A 19,765-nucleotide genomic window follows, 5' to 3' on the forward strand; every position below is an offset into this window, starting at 1 on the left:
CTTCCTCATTATTGTTACTCAATCGGCATCGGATGGCATTATGGCATATTGGTTATTTAAAACTGAACCAGATACCTTTTCTATTGACACGCTTCGAACTCAAAAGGTTTCATGTTGGGAGGGAGTTCGTAATTATCAGGCACGCAATATGCTGCGTGACCAAGTCAAGTTGGGCGATTTAGTCCTGATTTATCACTCTTCTTGCAAAAATATTGGCGTTGCCGGTATTGCCAAAGTCGTGAGAGAAGCGTATCCCGACCATTTCCAGTTCGATCCCGAAAGCGACTACTACGACCCAAAGTCAGATCCAGACAATCCCCGCTGGATTATGGTGGATATCGAATTCGTGCGTAAAACGGCGCGGGTGATTCCGTTATCGGTGATGAAAGTGATGCCAGAGCTTGAGAACATGCCACTGGTGAAGCGTGGAAATCGTTTATCGATAATGCCAGTAACGGCAGAAGAGTGGGACGCGATTTTGGGCAAAGAGACGTTGCCAAGTCAGCGCTAATGGGTTGTACCAAAAAGAAAAAAAAAGGGCTGAAGTTGCAGCCCTTTATGACGTTGAAGGGGTTATAACAAATGCTTTTGAAGGTAGTATGCGACCGCATCGTCAGCGTGACTACCAATCACTTCATTATTGGGTAATGCTCGCATTACTTTCTCGTGTGATGTGCCCATCACCAAGCCTTTACCCGCCATCGACAGCATTTCAACGTCGTTCATCCCGTCGCCAAATGCCACGCAGTTTTCTAGTGTGAGGCCGAGTTTTTCAGCGACTGCCTGAAGTGCGTGGCCTTTCGAGACGCCAGCACTCATGACTTCCAAGCACCAAGGTGTCGAGAACGCAATATTCAATTTGTCACCAAATTGCTCACGCAGTTTGTTCTCAAACACAACCAAGCGTTCGTGGTCTTGCGCGGCGTGAGTAAAGAAAATTTTCGCGATACCATCAGTTGGCGCCTGGTCTTCATCGAACAACACATAAGTGAATTCGTCATGGAAATCACGCAGTGTTTGATCATCTTTGTTCATTAACCAGCGGTCATCTTGATACATATGAATAAGGATTTCATGATCGTGTTTGATCGTGTCGATCACGTCTTGTACCAACTCAGCAGGGACATTTTCGCTGTACATCAATTGATCTTGTTGGTCATGCACTCGAGCACCGTTTGAGGTGATCATGTAAGCAGGAATGCCCACTTGACGACGAATGCTTGCGACGTCTACGTGGTGACGACCTGTGGCAAAGACAAAGGTATAACCCTGTTCATGTAATGCTTTCAGCGTTTCTTTTGAGTAAGCGCTGAGCTGATGATTGGGGGCGAGTAACGTGCCATCCAGATCTGAAGCAACGATTTTAGTGATCTCTTTGCAAGGTAGCGATGTGCTCATGAAGTCCTCGTAAACGGTGTGGATAGAGTGGAACAGGCCAATTGCAAACGGAGTACAATAGATTGACTCGATCATACTGCTCCGAATGCGGGGGAACTTTTCACGTCGTGGGGTTTTACGGTGACAAATACAGCAAAACCCCAACAGGCCTTGGCAGTGTACGCCAAAATAAGGATGAAAAAGAGGGCAAATCACACCGTGGGTATTTCCTCTTTAATTATTGCCGTGAACAGGACGCCTATTGTGGTTAATTGTGGTGTATTTTTTTGTTGGGATCATGCATAAAACGGAAGATGGCGTCTAACGCTTGGTTACGATACTGGTCCGACTCGAAGAGGATCTCATGCTGCGCCGCCTCAATTGAGAGCAGTTGGGTGTGAAGGTTGGTTTTACTCAACTTATCGATAAAACGTTGTTGCGCAAGGTTGCTGACAATACGGTCATTCCCCGCTTGGATAAGTAATACGGGCACTTTGACTTGGCGTGTTAACAGGAAGCACTGTTTGGCTGCCATCAGCCCTTGCCATACCCAGCGAGTGCTTGGTCCACCAACTTGAAGCTCTGGTTTTTCTGTGTAGAGATTACGAAACCATTGGTAACGACCTTGACTTTGGCTAAGCGGATTGTCTTCAAATGGCTTAGGGAAATACGGTTTATGACCGGGTGCGTAACGTGGTAATGTAGAGACGGCAGACATGATTTGTGTCACCGGAATCGCGATAGGTGATAAGTACCATGGCAGGTTAATCCCGAACATAGGTGCACTTAAAATCAAGCCAGTGAAGTGATGTTTTGGGTGGGTTTGCAGATAACGTGTCGCGATTGCGCCGCCCATAGAGTGGGCGATTATAAAGCATTGTTGATATTGGCTAAGGTCGTGTTTTTTTACCACCACGTTCATATCATCGATATAATCCGTAAAGTCATAGACGTGACCCATGTCAGAGTCAGACAACAGGCGATCTGATAAACCTTGTCCACGGTGGTCAAATGAGTAGACATCAAAGCCTTGGCGATAGAGATCGTAAAATAGCTCTTGATACTTCCAGGAAGACTCGATGCGTCCATTGACGACGAGCACGGCTTTTTTGTGTTCAGGGTGGGTGAGTTTGCACCAGTAGATGTTCTTTTTCTCTGTCCCTTTAACAAAGCCTTCTTGGCGAGTTTGCCACAGTGCAGCGATTGGCCCACCAATTGCTTGCTCAAATAAAGTCTCTTGAGTATAAGTCAAAGGTGAATGGTTAGTAGCCATTAGTCGATTACCTGAAGATACGTTGTTGACGCGATGTATCATCGAAGAATTAATGAGGAAATGCAATGGATACCCACGTCTGGTTCGCTTATGTGGTAACAGCAATCGTTTTTAGTTTGGCACCGGGGTCGGGTACCGTCAATTCCATCAGTAATGGCTTGAGCTATGGTACGCGCAAATCACTAGGGGCGATTATTGGTCTACAAATTGGATTAGCGATCCACATTGCGTTAGTTGGGGCGGGCATAGGCGCCTTGGTGGCGCAATCGGCAACGGCATTTACCGTGATTAAATGGGTGGGCGCGGCTTACTTAGTGTGGCTGGGTATTCAAAAATGGCGTGATACGTCCAGTTTAGTCACGGCTGAAAGTCATAAGGCCATGTCAGGCACCGCACTGTTGTACAAGGCCATTTTAATCAACTTGACCAACCCTAAATCGATTGTTTTCTTGGTGGCACTCTTCCCACAATTTATTGACCCGAGCCAAGATCAATTAACGCAGTTGTTGGTGTTGGGCATTACAACGGTCGTCATTGATGCTTGTGTGATGTTGGGTTACACCACCTTAGCGGCGCAAATGGGGCGCTTTATCCGTTCAGACAAAGTCATGGGTAAAATAAACAAAGTCTTCGGTTCCATGTTTATGAGTTGTGGCGCATTATTAGCGGTTGCAAAATCATAAGTCATTCATAGGTCCTCTTTAGTATGAATACCACATATGTCGCTCGCCAGCCTATCTTTAACCGCAAAAGACAAACGCTGGGCTATGAATTGTTGTTTCGAGATGGGGAGAGTAACGCATACCCTGCGCATATTGAGTCAAACCGAGCGACATACCGATTGATTGTCGAAAACTTCTTATCGTTAGGCACCAATCCGATAATTGCCTCGTCGCGATGTTTCATCAACTTTCCTCATCAAAGCTTGGTGCGTCGTCTGCCACACAGTTTGCCGAAAAACAAAATCGTCGTGGAAGTGTTAGAGACTTGCCAACCGACCGAGGAGCTTCTCGAAGTCATTCGCGACTTGTATCGAGAGGGGTATTTGATCGCCCTAGATGATTTCACCTTAACGCCAGAGTGGCGGCGCTTTTTGCCCTATGTGCATATCGTGAAACTCGATATTATGGCCATGGGGCTAGAAAAAGCGTGTGAACTGGTGAAAGCACACCTCGCTAAGCGGGTCAAATACCACTTTCTTGCTGAGCGTGTCGAAACCGAACAAGAGTTTGAGCAGGCCAAAGCGGCGGGTTTTAAATTCTTCCAAGGTTACTTTTTTAGTAAGCCATTGGTCTCAAAAACGAACTACGTTAGCCCAAAGCAAGTGTTGGCGCTGCAGCTGTTTCGCGAAGTGTGTCTCCCAGAGCCAGACTTCGCACGCATTGAAGCCATCATTATCCAAGATATTGCGTTGTCGTATAAATTATTGCGCTTTGTGAATACACAGGCGCCGAATCTGGCGGTTGAAATCAGTTCGTTTCGTCAAGCATTAATTTACCTTGGTCAAGATAACCTTAAACAATTTGTCTCTTTGGTGGTGGCGTCGTACATCTCCAGCAATAAACCTCGAGAACTTTATCATCTCTCCTTACAGCGTGCGCAATTTTGCCAACTGATGTCACGTTACCAGCCCTTTTCCCGCCTCAATGAGCAAGGCTTCATGATTGGTCTATTGTCCATGTTAGGAGCTATGATCGATTTATCGGTGGAAGCTTTAGTCCAACAGCTGCCACTGAGCGACACAACCCAGCAGGCTCTGTTACATCGAGAAGGAGAGTATGGAGCGCTCATTTCTCTTGAAGAGTGCTATGAGCGCGCTGACTGGTTGGGAGTCGAGAAATTGTCTACCCAATTGGGGCTCTCTTTAGAAGAGGTCAAGCTTTCATTGGGTGAGGCGGTACGTTGGAGCCAAAGCATTACGGTGTAAATCGTAACGGTGAATGGCCTCAAACTCTTGCCGCAGAACCAATCCTCTTCGATTCTCTGGAAGATTAAACTTTTATGAAGATAAGCGCTCAGCTCTTGACGGTTGAGCGTGTTTAAATAAATATATGCGCATATCCATATATGAGTATATTCATTATGCTTCCACATCAATTTTTCAAGCTTTTGTCCGATGAGACTCGGGTGCGTTGTTTAATGCTGGTGGCCCGCGAAGGTGAAACCTGCGTCGGTGACATAGCGTTTGCCTTGCAAGAAAGCCAACCCAAAGTGTCGCGTCATTTAGCCCAGTTAAGATCCAATGGCATCGTGGTGGATAAGCGCCGGGGACAGTGGGTGTATTACCAACTGTCGCAGCAGCTGCCGGGTTGGATGCACAAGTTAATTGACGACTTAGTCGCATCGAATTGCTTGAAGCAAGAGTACCAAGATGACATTGCACGCCTGCAGGATAAAAGTCGTGAGGCTTGCTGCTAACCACACACAGATATTTCAAGTTAAAAGAGTTTAAAGGGGAGAATTATGGCGATTAAAGTAGGAATCAACGGGTTTGGTCGAATCGGTCGTTTGGCATTACGTGCAGCGTTTGACTGGCCAGAGCTGGAATTTGTGCAGATCAACGATGTCGCGGGTGATGCTACCACTCTGGGCCATTTATTGGAGTTCGATTCCGTTCAGGGCCGCTGGCACCATGCAGTGCAAGTTGAAGACAATGCGCTGGTTATCAACGGCAAGCGTATTGCCACGACACAACAGCGCGATATTGATGCCGTCAACTGGTCAGGCTGTGATGTGGTGATTGAAGCAACGGGCGTGCATCGTAAAACGTCACTCTTAGATCAATATCTTGATCAAGGCGTGAAGCGAGTGGTCGTGAGTGCGCCAGTTAAAGAAGAGGGGGTGGCGAATATTGTGGTGGGGGTCAACGATCATATCTTCAACCCAGAGAAACACCGCATTGTGACCGCAGCGTCTTGTACCACCAACTGTATTGCGCCAGTGGTGAAAGTGATTCATGAGAAGTTGGGGATTGCGCAATCTTCTTTTACTACGATTCACGATCTAACCAATACGCAAACCATTTTAGACGCACCACATAAAGATCTGCGCCGAGCCCGCGCTTGTGGCATGAGCCTTATCCCGACCACAACAGGCAGTGCGACGGCGATTGTCGAAATTTTCCCAGACTTGAAAGACAAAATTAATGGCCATGCCGTACGAGTGCCTTTGGCTAACGCATCGCTGACCGACATTATTTTTGATGTGAAACGTGATACCACCGTCGAAGAAGTCAACGCGCTATTGCAAGCTGCATCCGAAGGGGAGTTGAAAGGCATCCTTGGTTTTGAAGCGCGCCCATTGGTGTCTATCGACTATAAAGGCGACCAACGCTCAACCATCGTTGATGCGCAGTCGACCATGGTGGTGGGATCACGGATGGTGAAAATTTATGCGTGGTACGACAACGAAATGGGCTACGCGACACGCACCGCAGAGCTGGTTCGTAACGTTGGCTTAGCATAACAGGAGTTCAAGATGGCTCATCCTACATGGCAATTAGAGTTAGATTTAGGTGCCTTGGTACTGACACCATGCCCCGGGACCAAAGGCGTGGATTTGCAAACGTCTTTACAGCAGTTAAAAACGCAAGGCGTTCAAGCTGTGGTAACCGCATTAGACAATCGCGAGTTGGCGTCAAAAGGCGTCTCTGAACTCGGTGATGTGACGCAGCATCTGGAGATGAAATGGTTCCAGATCGAGATTGAGGATGACTGCGCACCAAGCGAAGAATTTGCCGCTAAATGGCAACAACTGAGCCCGGAGTTGCATGCCATTCTGGCTCAAGGTGGCAAAGTCGCGAGGCGGTTCGGGTCGCACAGGTTTGTTCGCGGCCCACTTGCTGCTTGAGAAAGAGTGGGCGTTGGACGATATCGTACGTGAAGTGCAGGCCTTACGCCCTGGTGCGTTTACTAAACCTGTGCAAGTGGAGTACATCGAACGCGTAGCTCGAGGCGTTTGAACAGCTTAAATCGTTTTTGGAATGTCATGATCCCAAAGCGATGTTCGGGCTGGTTTAGAAAAGTGTGTCTGCAATAAGGTAAGAATGACTTTAATTGGTTCTTTGTTTTTATTGTGAATTTTATTTTTCTGTTGAGTCTGAGCTATTTGTGAAATTACACCCGCATTGAACACCTCAATGTTGGTGTACAGGTTAAGAGGCATTTAGGACATGGCGAACCAAATGCTTCTATCGCTGTACTTATGAGGTCAATATGATTTCTCAACTGAGCAAAAGTATTCGTCAGTACATGTTAGTGACGTTTAATTATTGGAACTTTACGGTGACAGATGGTGCGCTACGTATGCTGGTGGTGCTCTATTTCCACGACTTAGGCTATTCCACCTTAGCCATTGCTTCACTCTTCCTGTTCTATGAAATTTTTGGTGTGCTTACCAACCTGATTGGTGGTTGGCTTGGCGCCAGACTAGGTTTGAATAAAACCATGAATATCGGTTTGGCGATGCAAGTTTTTGCGTTGCTGATGCTCACGGTACCGAATGCGTGGCTGACGATCCCTTGGGTGATGGCGGCGCAAGCAATGTCTGGTATTGCCAAAGACCTCAACAAGATGAGTGCAAAGAGCGCGATTAAAACATTAGTCCCAGATGGGCAGCAGGGGGCACTGTACAAATGGGTGGCGATTTTGACAGGGTCGAAAAATGCGCTCAAAGGTGCCGGTTTTTTTGTTGGTGGCTTACTGCTGTCTTGGGTTGGCTTCCAAAACTCGATGTTTATTATGGCGGGTGTGTTGGCGGTCGTGTTTGTTTGCAGCCTAATCTGGCTAGAAGCTGATATGGGCAAAGCGAAAAGCAAACCGAAATTTCGCCAAATCTTCTCCAAATCGGAATCAGTGAATATCTTGTCTGCCGCGCGAATGTTTTTATTTGGAGCTCGTGATGTCTGGTTTGTGGTCGCTCTGCCAGTGTATCTTGGCAGTGTGTTCGGCTGGGATCACTTATGGGTTGGAGGGTTCTTAGCGACGTGGGTGATTGCTTACGGCTTTGTGCAAGGTTTCGCGCCGCGTATTACTGGCAAAGCGCAAGGCCATGTGCCTGATGGTAGGGCGGCATTAGTTTGGGCGGGCATGCTTGCATTGGTCACTGGCTTTATTGCTTACGGCGTACAAATTGGCTGGCAACCTGAGCGAGTGATTGTGGTTGGCTTAATGATTTTTGGTGCCGTTTTTGCCATCAACTCTTCTCTGCATTCGTATCTGATTGTCAGTTATGCCAAAGGTGATGGTGTTTCGTTGGATGTAGGCTTCTATTATATGGCCAATGCGATGGGACGGTTGATTGGGACTGTGCTGTCGGGCTGGGTTTATCAAGAAGCGGGTTTAGCGGCATGTTTGTGGGTATCTTGTGTGTTCTTAGCGCTGACGACGCTGATCTCGATCAAGTTGCCAAAATCCAACGTCGTTACGGCTTAAATATCGGCAAAATGGCTCCGATTTGGAGCCATTTTGAGTTTATTGGAGCATAAGCGATCTAACCAATCGGTGTCGATGATGCCTCGCGATGCTACATACATGCTTTGTTCTTCCTTCTAGTCATTGATTGGGCTGCCGATGAAATCCACGCTATAGGTCATTGTTGAGTTAAAAATAAGCAAAAACAGATTGTTAACCATTTCACTGACTGAAATTTGCCCTATGCTATAAACGATAAGCGATTCAAAGTAGGCACAGCTATGAGAGAAAGGGTTCTGTTTTTTGATTTATTGCGCTGTATAGCGGCGGCGGCCGTGATCGCTATTCATGTCTTGGCGCCTTATCGAAATGAATTAGGCGTAATTGCGTTTGACCAATGGCTCACGGCCGTTGGGGTAAACAGTGTCACCCGATGGGCGGTGCCTGTGTTTATTTTGATTACAGGCGCTTTGATGCTTAGTGATACTCGGCCCTTTGATGGCAAGTATTATATCAAGAGGCGCTTGGGGAAGGTGCTGGTCCCTTTTCTTGTTTGGTCGATGTTTTATGCGTACTTATCAGGTTGGACGGCGCAAGGGTTTGACTTTGAAACCGTAAAAGAAGTCGTGACCAATAGCCCGTTTCACGCTACTTATTACCATTTGGGTTTTTTCTATTACTTCATTCCGCTTTACTTGGTGATCCCGTTATTCCAATGGATGGTGCGTAATGTGGATGACAATGTACTTTATACTTATTTAGCGTTTTGGCTTTTCACAAGTACCTTGTTCTTGTTCAAGATAGACGGCCCTTGGAGCAACCAAATGTGGTTGTATATGGGCTACTTACCATTAGGTTATGTACTGTTTCAGAAGGTGCCATTACATCGCTCAATGGTCTCGTTATTCACTGGGTTTGGGGTCGTCGCTCTTGCTCTGACGTTTACCATGGTGGTCACAAATAGTTTAGAAGCGGAGAAGTACACCGTTGGACGCTGGTTATCCTACAAAACGCTTAACGTTATTTTAGCGGCTTCGATGATGTTCATGTTGGGGCGTTATTTCGGGGAAGGGTTGTGGCCAAAAGTACAAAAAGTGGTGAGCGTGATCAGCCAGCATAGTTTGGGGATCTATTTGCTTCATCCGATTTTCTTGTGGCCGATGAAAGAGTTTGGTTGGTATAGCGGACATCCCGGATGGGTGATCCCATTGTGGATTGTGCTCAGTGGAGCAGGAGCCTTGGCGATGAGTTATCTCGTTTCTCGCTCTGCCAAGACTCGTTGGTTATTACCTTAACGTTTAATGGCAAAGTGAAGAAACTTGTCACCACGGTACGTTAATGTCCCTTTGTCGCCTGGGTTGAGTGCATGGTAATAGTGCACTCCAATTTGGAATTCACGTTTAGGTCCAATCGACCCACGCTGGACGTAAATCCAATACTCGTGGTCGTCTTGACTTGGTGGCGCGTCAGGGATGTCGATAGTCTGTTTATCTAAAATGGTCACTTGTGCACTTTGCTCGGGAGCCTCTTCGCCTACATAATGTTTACTATAGAAACGAAAAAAGACCCATGCGCCCAAAGAGATAAGAGCGAAAAGCGCCACAATAAGTGAGATTGGCATGTTAACCTCCAATGTTTCATTAGCTTCTATTCTACAGAACTCATTGATTAATCGATGAGTTGAGGTAACTTATTCATCATCTAATGAGAGAGAGGTGAATTTTATTCGGCACACTTCACGGTTTATCTCCAAGAGGAGCCGTCAATCGTTGCGCCGTCTACCAGTCAAGTCATGATTAGCTGAACCAAGCTGCCTGCACTTGTCTGGTTATATGCGTTCAAGGGCGCAAATTGAAAGTAAAATTGCACTTAACGGCTCGAAAAAGCTCTAAATTTATAGAAGAATAAAAATGATGAAAATAGGAAGGGTCTGGTAAGGAGGGTTGCGATGTCAGATATTGAAAAGGTAGTCATGCGTACCCGAACGATCGAAAAGCTTTTGCGTACTCAATACCATGCAGAAGGGAAAGGGTTACATCAACTTATCAACAGTTGTGAAGAACGTTTACCACACGATGTGATAGCAAAACTTCGCTTTATCGCTACCGTGCGCAATAAAGTGGTTCACGAAGACGATTATAAGCTGAATGACCGCACCGGTTTCATGGCGGCATGTGACGCTTGTGAGAAAGAGCTCACACCAAGAAGTTCTCGCTTTATTTGGCGTGTGGCTATTTTATTAATGACGCTGATCACGCTTGCTGCTCTTGGCTTTTACTATATGCATTGGGATATTTTGTCCAAGTATATACAGTAGAAAAAATTGACAAATAAAAAAGGACGCCAAGGCGTCCTTTTTTATTTATCAATTATTGGTCAGTACATCATCGGCAGTGTCATTAAACCCATAACCACTGCGATCATTACCAGCCCTTGTTTTTGAGAAGATGAAATCATAACACTACCCCTTAATCTTTGATGAACTTGATGTTAATAATATAGCACTGTTTTTGTAGGTTGATCAACATATGTGGTGAGATCTTTTCAAAAACAACACTTAACCTGTCTTTATTTGCCTATTTTTGACTAAGTAAATTGTATTTTTGTTCTGCTCTTAAAGGTTTTTCTTTATGCTGTAAACGTTTTATCCTAGCTTAAGTTGTTGTTTTTAATGTGTTAAAAGTAGTTAACAGAATTGGTTTTAATTGATTTTTGCTTCAGGAGTTAGGTTGGTTGTTATTTTGTCTGTGTTTCTATAAAGTTGAGAAAATATTAAGTTGTGCTATGCCAAGTGAAAGTAAGAAGTGGTGTTCAAAGCGTCGGCTTCTTATTTGAAGATAAGATTGTAATGGGAAAAGAGCCTTAGCAGCTTAAGCATTAATGAAGGTTGTGTTTTTGTGTTTTATGGTTTTTATGTGCTTATATATCATTGCTTTATTATTTTTTCTGACATTTTTGTGACTAAAATAATGGGCCACTTAGTGTTTTTTGTGATCTATAGCCGATGGTTTTTGTCTTCTTGAACCGCTAGGGCTATGATTTTCTTGTGTGTGTTTGTTATTTGTTCTTATTGTTTTATACACGTACAAAGTGCTGGTTGGGTAACCAGTTTTTAGTGTCATTGATTGGTCGTGAAATCGGGTTTAGCCCTTATGTGGATTGGCGTATTGAGGGCGACAAAATGTTTCGAATCGCTAGCGAGCTCCAACTTTCACAGATTGTGACTTTACATCAAAACTGGTCTATCTAGACTAGCGGCGAGTTTACGTAAAAGGTGTATACAGCATGTGGAGTTGGCTGGCGATAGGGCTATCAGGTGTGTATTCAGTGTTGGGAACAAAACAGGCAAGCCTGACACAATCGCTCGTGTTTAAAATCTTGACTCTGTTTCTTCTACTGGTGCTTGTCTTGACACAAGGAGCCGCAGCTTCGCATGCTTACTGGGTCGCGGGTGGGCTGGTTGTGTCTATGCTGGCGGATACGCTGCACTCGTTTAGAGCCCGTAAGCTGATTTATTTTGCTGCTTATCTGGTTGTTCAAGTTTGTTATAGCAAATCGTTTTGGGTGCAACTGAATGGCGATATTATCTGGTGGCTATTAGCCTTATTGTTGGCGGCTAGCATTGTGGCGTTTTTTTTATTATTGCCTCAACTCGACTCTTTGGTTTTTCCTGTCGTGATCATGGGCATCATGTTGGTGCAGCTTGCCTGGGCGGCGGGGGAAGTTTGGTTGCAAGCACCGAGCTATGCGAATGCTATGGGCTTCAGTGGTACTTTAGTCATGGCCTATTCTGCGTTGGCTTATGCTATTCACGGTTATCGGAAACCAATGAAACATGCCTATCTCTGGGTCAGTGGTAGCTACTTCTTTGCCCACGCTTTAATCGTAGCTTCGATTATTTACTGAAGACCCTAATTTAAGTCAAAGTATGGTTCTGGTTTCTGAGTAAACTGGTCGGGTTGTTCTTGATGACTGGAGTCAATAATGAGTGAAATCCATGCCCACGATCTACTAAACCTGCTTCGTGAAACGTCAATGGGCCGCGAAGAGCTTGCTGAGCACTTTGGCCCAACTGTGCGTTTCCATACCTGCAAATTGAATGGTTTAGACTTAGATGCCTTGTTAGCGTTTTTACTAAAGCGCGACAAGATCCGTGAATTAAACGGCAAATTTTTGGTTAATATGGCGCGTGTCTGCAATCACTAAGCCGCGGGCTTGACATGAGGGTGAATGGTTAGATTTCGCCCTTAGTCATGTACTTAGATGATGACTTTGCTATAAACTGGCCGGCATTTTGATATGAGGCTAGAATATGGACATTCTCTCTGCAGCGACCATGCTGTTTCTTATCATGGACCCTCTCGGTAATTTGCCGATAGTGCTGTCTATCCTCAAGCACATTGATCCCAAGCGTCGACGTAAAGTGCTGATCCGCGAATTGCTATTTGCCTTACTGATCTTGATGCTGTTTCTGTTTGCCGGACAAAGCATTCTAAGCTTTTTGCGTATCCAACCAGAAACCCTAAGCATCTCGGGTGGTATTATCCTATTCATCATCGCAATTAAGATGATTTTCCCCAGTGCTGGTAGTATTACTGGACTCGCGGCGGGTGAAGAGCCGTTCATTGTACCGATGGCCATTCCAATGATCGCGGGCCCGTCGGTGATTGCCGCGCTCCTTCTACTGGCTGCTCAACAGCCGAATAACAAGCTGGACATGTCAATTGCAGTGATTATAGCGTGGGGCGCGACGTGCTTTATTCTCATGTTTTATAGTTTCTTCAATCGCTTATTGGGAGAGCGTGGTCTAAAAGCGGTTGAGCGCTTAATGGGCTTGTTGCTGGTAATGATTTCAACCCAAATGTTCTTGGATGGGGTAAAGAGTTACCTTGGTTAAGCGAATGAACTTGATAAAAAAACCGCTCTTGTGAGCGGCTTTATTGTATTTGAATTTTTATATCATGTGTTTACGACGAATATCGAGCAGGGCAAAAATGCCGAAAATAAGGATGGAATATTTCTCCCAACTGCTCATATTAATTTTATCGCCAAATGCGCCGATGAAGATGGCCATTTGTAAGCCATGCATGATGAATAAAAACGCCGTCATGATGTACAGTGCGATGGCGGCATTGCCAGGGAACGGCATAAAAATATTGAGGATCAATACGAGCCAAACAAAGGCGATAGCTGTTTTGGCCAGCATAATTAGTGCTTTCATTAAGTGTCCTTTTCAATCGAGGCGTTATGCTGAGGTTCGTTCATACAGACGGTAACTCACTTGGCCTGCGGTTTTTTCTCGATGTAGCTGCCAGTTTTCGGGTAAGTCGGCAATATTGAGTTCTTTTTCTGTTTCAATATAAATCATCGCATCGTCGGCGAGCCAACCATTTTGTTCCAGTAAGGTCACAGCTTCATCCAGTAGACCTTTGCGAAACGGTGGGTCAATAAATACCACATGATGCGCAGTACCTGACTGCTTTAAAAAACTTAGCGCATCGGTGTTCACTACTTGAATATTGCGTGCATTCAGTGACGCGACGTTTTTTTGGAGTTGCTGAAAGGCGTGCGGATTGAGCTCGACCATGGTCACGTGTTCTGCTTGGCGAGAGGCCGATTCAAAGCCTAAACTGCCAGAGCCGGCAAACAAGTCGAGACATTTCGCTTGTGGTACCTCTTGCGCGAGCCAGTTAAATAAGGTTTCTTTGACGCGGTCAGTGGTTGGGCGCAAACCTTCTGCGTCATGAACAGGGAGTTTTCTGCCTTTCCATAAACCACTAATAATGCGAACAAAGCCTGTTGTTGGCTTTTTTTGTGATGAGTTTTGCTGGCGACGTCTTACCATAGATTTTTTGACCGCTAATAAAGTGATACTATATCTAATCGCCCAAGCATTGCGCTTGGAGCTTGGATACAGCCCAGAACATTCAAGGTGACAGAGTGTAACACTAATAAGATTAGAATTGCCTAATTGGACAGTTTTCACCACTTTGTCATTAGCCTTTTTGACAGATAATAATCTTGTCAAAAAAGAGTCATTAATAGATAAAAGAACAATCTAGGATAGCCCCAGATGACGGAAAAAAAGAAGCGCGGACTACTTTCGTGGCTAGGTTTTGGCGATGAAGAACAAAGCCCAAAACCAAATAATGAAGAAACTGTAACAGAAGAAGTCGTGGACGAGTCTTCGAAAGAGCAGCAAGACGAAGGCATTGCTGAGCAAACCGAAGAAACACCAGCAGTTGAACCAGAACCTGAAAAGGCAAAGGCTGCCCGAGCAGAAGCAGAAGCAGAAGCAGAAGAGCCACAAGTGCCAGTTGCGCCTCGTGTTCAAGAGCAAGAAAAGCCAACTGAGAGCTTTTTTACGCGACTTAAGCGTAGCCTAAGCCGCACCAAAGCGAATATCGGTGCCGGTTTCTTTGGTCTATTCAGTGGTAAAAAAATTGATGACGATCTTTTTGAAGAACTAGAAGAGCAACTGCTTATTGCTGATGTGGGCATGGACACCACTACGAAAATCATTAGCAACCTGACAGAAAAAGCCTCTCGCGGCGATTTAAAAGATGGTGAAGCTCTTTATGGTTTGCTGAAAGAAGAGATGGCAGAAATTCTTGCTAAAGTAGAGCAGCCACTAGAAATCGACAGCAACAAAACGCCTTACGTGATCTTAATGGTGGGTGTAAATGGCGTAGGTAAAACGACTACGATCGGTAAGCTAGCAAAACAATTCCAAAATCAAGGCCAGAAAGTGATGCTGGCGGCAGGTGATACCTTCCGTGCGGCTGCGGTAGAGCAGCTCCAAGTGTGGGGCGAGCGTAATAACGTGCCAGTGATCGCCCAGCACTCTGGCGCCGACAGCGCTTCGGTTATCTATGATGCGATTGAAGCGGCAAAAGCCCGTGGTGTGGATGTGGTGATTGCTGATACGGCGGGTCGTCTGCAAAACAAAGCGAACCTAATGGAAGAGCTGCGTAAAATTGTGCGTGTCATGAAGAAAATTGATGACTCGGCACCCCACGAGATCATGCTAACGTTGGATGCAGCTACGGGCCAAAATGCGATTAGCCAAGCGAAAATTTTCAGTGATGTGGCGCCGATCACTGGGATTACCTTAACGAAATTAGATGGTACCGCGAAAGGTGGGGTGATTTTCGCTATTGCCGATCAATTCGGCATTCCTATTCGTTACATTGGTGTGGGTGAAGGCATCGAAGACTTACGTCCTTTTGAAACACAAGAGTTCATTGACGCGCTGTTTAGCCGTGAAGAGTAATTTAACGTAGAGGAAAGCAACGGTGATCAAATTTCAGCAAGTGAGTAAAGCTTACCGTGGTGGTCGACAAGCACTGCAGAAGGTCGACTTTCATCTTAGGCGCGGAGAGATGGCGTTTTTAGGCGGACATTCCGGAGCCGGTAAAAGTACCTTGTTGAAACTGATATGTGCGATAGAGCGTCCAACGGATGGCAAAATCCATTTCAATGGTCACAACATCACGCGCATTCCAAGCAAAGACATCCCGTTTTTGCGTCGTAATATCGGCATCGTGTTTCAAGATCATCGTTTGTTGATGGATCGCAGTGTATACGACAACGTGGCCCTGCCGATGCGCATCGAATCGATTTCTGAAAACGAAATTAAACGTCGTGTTTCTGCGGCGTTAGACAAAACGGATTTGCTTGATAAAGCCCGTTGCTTACCGAGCCAGCTTTCTGGCGGTGAGCAACAACGTGTCGGTATTGCCCGTGCGGTGGTCAACCGACCAACGTTATTAGTGGCCGATGAACCAACGGGGAATCTTGATCCAGAATTGTCTAACCGTGTGTTGCGTTTATTTGAAGAATTTAACCGGGCGGGTGTCACCATTTTACTCGCCACGCATGATGTTGGATTAGTAAACACTCGCCCACAATATCGTCATTTTGAATTAAACCAAGGCTTCCTGAGTGAGGTAGAAGACTATGGCCGGTAATCATCGCTCCCAAAAGAAAGGCAAAAGCCGTAGTACCAAGCGTGTAAATACCGACGGTTTTTTCTCTATTCATGGCAAACAGGCGAAAGCTTCTTTTTCAGCGTTATGGCAAAGGCCCTTAGGCAACATTCTCACTTTGGCCGTGATCTCTATGGCACTTGCGATGCCTGCGTGTTTGTACCTGTTAGGAAAGAATGCGTCAGAAGCCGCGGAAGATGTGGCTTCTCCCTCGCAAGTTAGTGCTTACTTAGTGGAAGGCATGCCTGATGCTCGTGTGATGGTCCTCAAAGATGATATTGAGACCTGGCCATTGGTCAAAGAAGTGGAATATATTTCTCCGCAGCAAGGTCTGTCCGATTTAAGCCAATATGCAGGGTTTGATCAGGCAATCAGTCTATTGAGCGGCTATGCGTTACCTGGTGTGTTAGTTATTACGCCAGACACCGAATTGAAAGGCGATATTCAATCGTTAGCCAAAGACATGCGACAGCAACAAGATGTGACCGATGTTCGGCTCGACGAAGACTGGCTAGCGCGACTTGATGCGATCAAAACCTTGGCTGGTATTATTGTTATTACTCTGACAATACTGATGTTGGGCGCGGTATTTTTAATCGTTGGCAACACATTGCGTTTTAATGTATTAGCGAATAAAGAAGAGATTCAAACCATGAAACTGATCGGTGCCACTGACAGTTTTATTCTACGTCCTTACCTATACACTGGTATGTGGTTTGGTGTACTCGGTGCGACTATAGCTTGGTTAGTCACGGCTTTGGTGACCATCATCATGAATAGTGCGGTAGAAAATTTAGCGGCACTATATGACAGCCAGTTCAGTTTGATTGGTTTGAGCTGGGATGAATCTCTGCTGTTAATCATCCTAGGTAGCCTTTTAGGTTGCATCGCTGCTCGTATTTCTGCGCAGCGCCATTTAAAAGAAATTGAACCAGTTTAAGTGATGGGGGTCTTATTACTCGGGATTTATTAGCACAAGCTAATCTTGCTCCCTTGTTTAGACCATTTGTTTATGGATAATTGCTTGCCCTTCTTGAAACTTGTTCATTTTGAGTTCAAGATATCGAAGCTAAATTGCAATGTAATACTCCAGATCAGAGATTGATGAGGAATTGAATGACAAAAAAAGCGTATCCGATGGCTCTAGTCACGCAAGATAGCCTTGATAGTTATATTCGTTCTGTAAACAGCTACCCAATGCTGACTGCAGATGAAGAGCGTGAGCTGGCAGAAAGATTACACTACAAAGGTGAGATTGAAGCGGCAAAGGGGCTAATTTTGTCACACCTAAGATTCGTTGTTCACGTTGCTCGTGGCTACTCAGGCTACGGTCTACCAATGGCAGATCTAGTCCAAGAGGGCAATATCGGTCTAATGAAAGCCGTTAAGCGTTTTAACCCAGAAGTGGGAGTGCGTTTGGTGTCTTTTGCTGTTCACTGGATTAAAGCCGAGATTCACGAATACGTGCTGCGCAACTGGCGTATCGTCAAAATCGCGACCACCAAAGCGCAACGTAAATTGTTTTTCAATCTACGTAAGTCGAAAAAACGCTTAGGTTGGTTCAATAACGGCGAAGTAGAAACCGTTGCTCGCGAGTTAGGTGTTGAGCCTTCTGAAGTTCGTGAAATGGAATCACGGCTAGCGGCGATTGATTCAACTTTCGATATGCCGACTGATGAAGATGATAGCTCGAATGCCTACACGGCACCAATCTTGTACCTAGAAGATAAGTCTTCTGACGTGGCAGATAATATCGAAGCGGCGAACTGGGAAATGCACACCAACAATCGATTAGGTTATGCATTAGCGACCCTAGATGATCGTAGCCAACGCATTGTTCGTTCCCGCTGGTTAGATGACGATAAGGCAACATTGCAAGATTTGGCGGATGAGTTTGGTGTTTCTGCTGAACGTATCCGTCAGCTAGAAAAAAATGCCATGAAAAAACTCAAACTGGCAGTCGGCGAATTCTAAATTTCGTTTGACGTAAGCTAAGATTGTATAAAAAGCCGAGATCATATGATCTCGGCTTTTTTGTTGTCGATCGAAAATCGAGGCTGGTTGCGATCTAATTTTATGCTCTACCTGTGCATAAGTCTGTGTGTTAATTATTTATCAACTGTTCGAAACTCGGGCAAAGCAAGGGATTCAAGCCCTTTACCCGCTGGGGATAGTTATAAAAGTACACACAGTTAGATCAGGATCATTACTACATGTTGTGGATCAAAAGATCCAAATACACTTTATCAACGTAATTCACAGCTTTATCCACAACTGGTTGTAATATGTTCAGTTTTAAAAGCCCTGACTATCCATGTGTCTAAGTTTATCCTTGGATAGGTTACAATAGCGGCAGTATACCCAAACGACTTCAAGATAAAGATTTTACGTGACGTCGTCGGTGCTTGCTAAAGCATTTCATCTCGAGGTTGTTTGGGTATATTAATAAGACAGTGAGAAAGTAAATGGATCAGTTTAAGCATATCGATGTACAAGGTGCGCAAGCGCTGCTCGAACAGAATGAGGCTAAACTTGTCGATATCCGTGACCCTCAATCGTTTGCCGTTGCGCATGCTGAGTCTGCGTTTCACTTAACCAACGATACGATGGTTCCGTTTATGGATGAGGTGGAGTTTGAACAGCCGGTTTTGGTGATGTGTTACCACGGGATTAGTAGCCAAGGTGCGGCGCAATATTTAGTTAACCAAGGCTTTGAACAGGTGTACAGTGTAGATGGAGGCTTTGAAGCCTGGCATCGAGCAGAACTACCGGTAGTGAGAAGTTAATGAAGAGATTGGTAACGTTAAATAATCCACGCATGGCACAAGCCTTCATCGATTATATGGCTTCTCGCCAGATCGACATCCAAATGATGCCTGAAGGTGATGGACAATTTGCGCTTTGGCTGACGGACAGTCAGTACGACATCGAAGCACAAGCCGAACTGAAGCAATTTTTGGCGAATCCGTCGGATTCAAAATACAGTGCTGCCTCGTGGGACGTTGCCGATACTCGTAAGAGTCAATTTCATTACTCAAGCCCAAGTATCATGAGCATGATCAAAGCGAAAGCGGGGCCAGTAACGCTATTGATCATGATGGTGTGCGCGGTTATCTATCTTTTACAGATGATAGGATTTGGCCATGGTGTGTTTACTGCGTTGCATTTTCCGGCCTTTGAAGGCCAACAATGGCAAGTTTGGCGATGGGTGAGCCATGCTCTGTTGCATTTCTCTGTTGCGCATATCGTATTTAACTTATTGTGGTGGTGGCAATTGGGCGGCGACATTGAGCGTTGTCTTCGCTCTGGCAAGCTATTACAAATCTTTCTGATTTCTGCAGCGCTATCTGGTGTAGGGCAATTTTACGTTGAAGGGGCGAACTTTGGCGGGTTATCTGGTGTCGTGTATGCGTTGCTTGGTTACTTGTGGGTGTTGGGGTATCGACTTCCGCACTTAGGGCTCACACTACCAAAACCGATCATTGTGTTTATGCTTGTGTGGTTGGTTCTTGGCTTTGTTCAGCCGTTTATGGCGATTGCCAATACCGCCCATTTAGTCGGATTGTTATCAGGTATGGCCATTGCGTTGTTTGACTCAGGTAAAAAGAAATACCAACAGCACGCATAATATCAACCCGTAAGTAAGAATGATGACGTGCTAAGTCTGGGGTAAAGCAAAAAGACCGCTAAAAAGCGGTCTTTTTTGTGCTTGCAGA

At 45.4% G+C, this 19,765-nt stretch carries 22 protein-coding genes and 1 pseudogene; 18 read left to right on the forward strand and 5 right to left on the reverse strand.

The features are described 5' to 3' along the window. Positions 1–40 precede the first annotated feature (40 nt). Positions 41–511: an EVE domain-containing protein gene (locus tag ATG66_RS00320; protein ID WP_098413452.1), complete on the forward strand. Its 471-nt coding sequence runs from the start codon at positions 41–43 to the stop codon at positions 509–511. Positions 512–573: 62 nt separating this feature from the next. Here the strand turns inward: ATG66_RS00320 and ATG66_RS00325 are convergent, their stop codons facing one another. Together ATG66_RS00325 and ATG66_RS00330 are read right to left on the reverse strand one after the other, a co-directional pair. Next, positions 574–1,398: a Cof-type HAD-IIB family hydrolase gene (locus tag ATG66_RS00325; protein ID WP_098413503.1), complete on the reverse strand. Its 825-nt coding sequence runs from the start codon at positions 1,396–1,398 to the stop codon at positions 574–576. A 247-nt stretch (positions 1,399–1,645) separates the two neighbouring features. Beyond that, a complete protein-coding gene (locus ATG66_RS00330; protein WP_098413453.1) occupies positions 1,646–2,650 on the reverse strand; it encodes an alpha/beta fold hydrolase in 1,005 nt (334 codons plus the stop codon). A gap of 65 nt (positions 2,651–2,715) precedes the next feature. Between ATG66_RS00330 and rhtB the strand changes: the two genes are divergently transcribed. The 7 genes and pseudogenes from rhtB (at position 2,716) to ATG66_RS00370 (ending at position 9,356) form a co-directional block, all read left to right on the forward strand. Then, on the forward strand, positions 2,716–3,333 hold the full coding sequence (rhtB, locus tag ATG66_RS00335) for a homoserine/homoserine lactone efflux protein (protein WP_098413454.1): 618 nt from the start codon (positions 2,716–2,718) through the stop codon (positions 3,331–3,333). Between the two features lie 23 nt (positions 3,334–3,356). Further along, positions 3,357–4,577, forward strand: coding sequence for an EAL and HDOD domain-containing protein (locus ATG66_RS00340; protein ID WP_098413455.1), 1,221 nt, complete (start codon positions 3,357–3,359; stop codon positions 4,575–4,577). A gap of 155 nt (positions 4,578–4,732) precedes the next feature. Continuing rightward, on the forward strand, positions 4,733–5,068 hold the full coding sequence (locus ATG66_RS00345; protein WP_098413456.1) for a metalloregulator ArsR/SmtB family transcription factor: 336 nt from the start codon (positions 4,733–4,735) through the stop codon (positions 5,066–5,068). Positions 5,069–5,113: 45 nt separating this feature from the next. Beyond that, complete coding sequence (locus tag ATG66_RS00350) at positions 5,114–6,115, forward strand: ArsJ-associated glyceraldehyde-3-phosphate dehydrogenase (RefSeq protein ID WP_098413457.1); 1,002 nt, start codon at positions 5,114–5,116, stop codon at positions 6,113–6,115. Positions 6,116–6,127: 12 nt separating this feature from the next. After that, positions 6,128–6,611 (forward strand): annotated as a pseudogene (locus tag ATG66_RS00355) (phosphatase). 253 nt (positions 6,612–6,864) lie between these two features. Further along, a complete protein-coding gene (gene arsJ, locus ATG66_RS00365) occupies positions 6,865–8,082 on the forward strand; it encodes an organoarsenical effux MFS transporter ArsJ (RefSeq protein WP_098413459.1) in 1,218 nt (405 codons plus the stop codon). A gap of 260 nt (positions 8,083–8,342) precedes the next feature. After that, positions 8,343–9,356, forward strand: coding sequence for an acyltransferase (locus ATG66_RS00370; RefSeq protein WP_098413460.1), 1,014 nt, complete (start codon positions 8,343–8,345; stop codon positions 9,354–9,356). On the opposite strand, the gene ATG66_RS00375 is transcribed toward ATG66_RS00370, so the two are convergent. Continuing rightward, positions 9,353–9,682 carry a DUF2500 domain-containing protein gene (locus ATG66_RS00375; protein WP_098413461.1) on the reverse strand — a complete coding sequence of 110 codons (330 nt, stop codon included), beginning with the start codon at positions 9,680–9,682 and terminating at the stop codon, positions 9,353–9,355. The two genes, ATG66_RS00370 and ATG66_RS00375, sit on opposite strands and share 4 nt — an antisense overlap. Positions 9,683–10,009: 327 nt before the next feature. On the opposite strand from ATG66_RS00375, the gene ATG66_RS00380 reads away from it, so the two are divergent. The 4 genes from ATG66_RS00380 to ATG66_RS00400 all read left to right on the forward strand — a co-directional run bounded on the left by ATG66_RS00380 (position 10,010) and on the right by ATG66_RS00400 (position 12,958). After that, positions 10,010–10,378, forward strand: a complete 369-nt coding sequence (locus ATG66_RS00380) for a DUF4145 domain-containing protein (RefSeq protein WP_098413462.1) — start codon at positions 10,010–10,012, stop codon at positions 10,376–10,378. Positions 10,379–11,346: 968 nt separating this feature from the next. Beyond that, positions 11,347–11,967 (forward strand): lysoplasmalogenase, encoded by a 621-nt coding sequence (locus ATG66_RS00390; RefSeq protein WP_098413463.1) that lies wholly within the window; start codon positions 11,347–11,349, stop codon positions 11,965–11,967. A 78-nt stretch (positions 11,968–12,045) separates the two neighbouring features. After that, positions 12,046–12,267, forward strand: a complete 222-nt coding sequence (locus tag ATG66_RS00395; protein WP_179885551.1) for a YecH family metal-binding protein — start codon at positions 12,046–12,048, stop codon at positions 12,265–12,267. A 106-nt stretch (positions 12,268–12,373) separates the two neighbouring features. Next, a complete protein-coding gene (locus tag ATG66_RS00400) occupies positions 12,374–12,958 on the forward strand; it encodes a YhgN family NAAT transporter (RefSeq protein ID WP_098413465.1) in 585 nt (194 codons plus the stop codon). Positions 12,959–13,015: 57 nt separating this feature from the next. On the opposite strand, the gene ATG66_RS00405 is transcribed toward ATG66_RS00400, so the two are convergent. After that, positions 13,016–13,282 (reverse strand): DUF1145 domain-containing protein, encoded by a 267-nt coding sequence (locus ATG66_RS00405; RefSeq protein ID WP_098413466.1) that lies wholly within the window; start codon positions 13,280–13,282, stop codon positions 13,016–13,018. Positions 13,283–13,306: 24 nt separating this feature from the next. Then, the gene (rsmD, locus tag ATG66_RS00410) at positions 13,307–13,906 is read right to left on the reverse strand and encodes a 16S rRNA (guanine(966)-N(2))-methyltransferase RsmD (protein WP_098413504.1); all 600 of its coding nucleotides are present in this window, start codon (positions 13,904–13,906) and stop codon (positions 13,307–13,309) included. Between the two features lie 228 nt (positions 13,907–14,134). On the opposite strand from rsmD, the gene ftsY reads away from it, so the two are divergent. The 6 genes from ftsY to glpG all read left to right on the forward strand — a co-directional run bounded on the left by ftsY (position 14,135) and on the right by glpG (position 19,677). Continuing rightward, on the forward strand, positions 14,135–15,334 hold the full coding sequence (gene ftsY, locus ATG66_RS00415) for a signal recognition particle-docking protein FtsY (RefSeq protein ID WP_098413467.1): 1,200 nt from the start codon (positions 14,135–14,137) through the stop codon (positions 15,332–15,334). A gap of 22 nt (positions 15,335–15,356) precedes the next feature. Next, complete coding sequence (ftsE, locus tag ATG66_RS00420; protein ID WP_098413468.1) at positions 15,357–16,031, forward strand: cell division ATP-binding protein FtsE; 675 nt, start codon at positions 15,357–15,359, stop codon at positions 16,029–16,031. Further along, positions 16,021–16,989, forward strand: coding sequence for a permease-like cell division protein FtsX (ftsX, locus tag ATG66_RS00425; RefSeq protein WP_098413469.1), 969 nt, complete (start codon positions 16,021–16,023; stop codon positions 16,987–16,989). Before ftsE ends, ftsX begins: the two co-directional genes overlap by 11 nt. Before the next feature lie 176 nt (positions 16,990–17,165). Next, on the forward strand, positions 17,166–18,023 hold the full coding sequence (gene rpoH / locus ATG66_RS00430; protein ID WP_098413470.1) for an RNA polymerase sigma factor RpoH: 858 nt from the start codon (positions 17,166–17,168) through the stop codon (positions 18,021–18,023). A 491-nt stretch (positions 18,024–18,514) separates the two neighbouring features. Next, positions 18,515–18,835 carry a thiosulfate sulfurtransferase GlpE gene (gene glpE, locus ATG66_RS00435; RefSeq protein WP_098413471.1) on the forward strand — a complete coding sequence of 107 codons (321 nt, stop codon included), beginning with the start codon at positions 18,515–18,517 and terminating at the stop codon, positions 18,833–18,835. Then, a complete protein-coding gene (glpG, locus tag ATG66_RS00440) occupies positions 18,835–19,677 on the forward strand; it encodes a rhomboid family intramembrane serine protease GlpG (protein WP_098413472.1) in 843 nt (280 codons plus the stop codon). The genes glpE and glpG overlap by 1 nt, the downstream gene beginning before the upstream one ends. Positions 19,678–19,765 lie beyond the last annotated feature (88 nt).

It is taken from the genome of Vibrio sp. ES.051 (genome assembly GCF_002563795.1).
Taxonomy (GTDB): Bacteria; Pseudomonadota; Gammaproteobacteria; order Enterobacterales; family Vibrionaceae; genus Vibrio.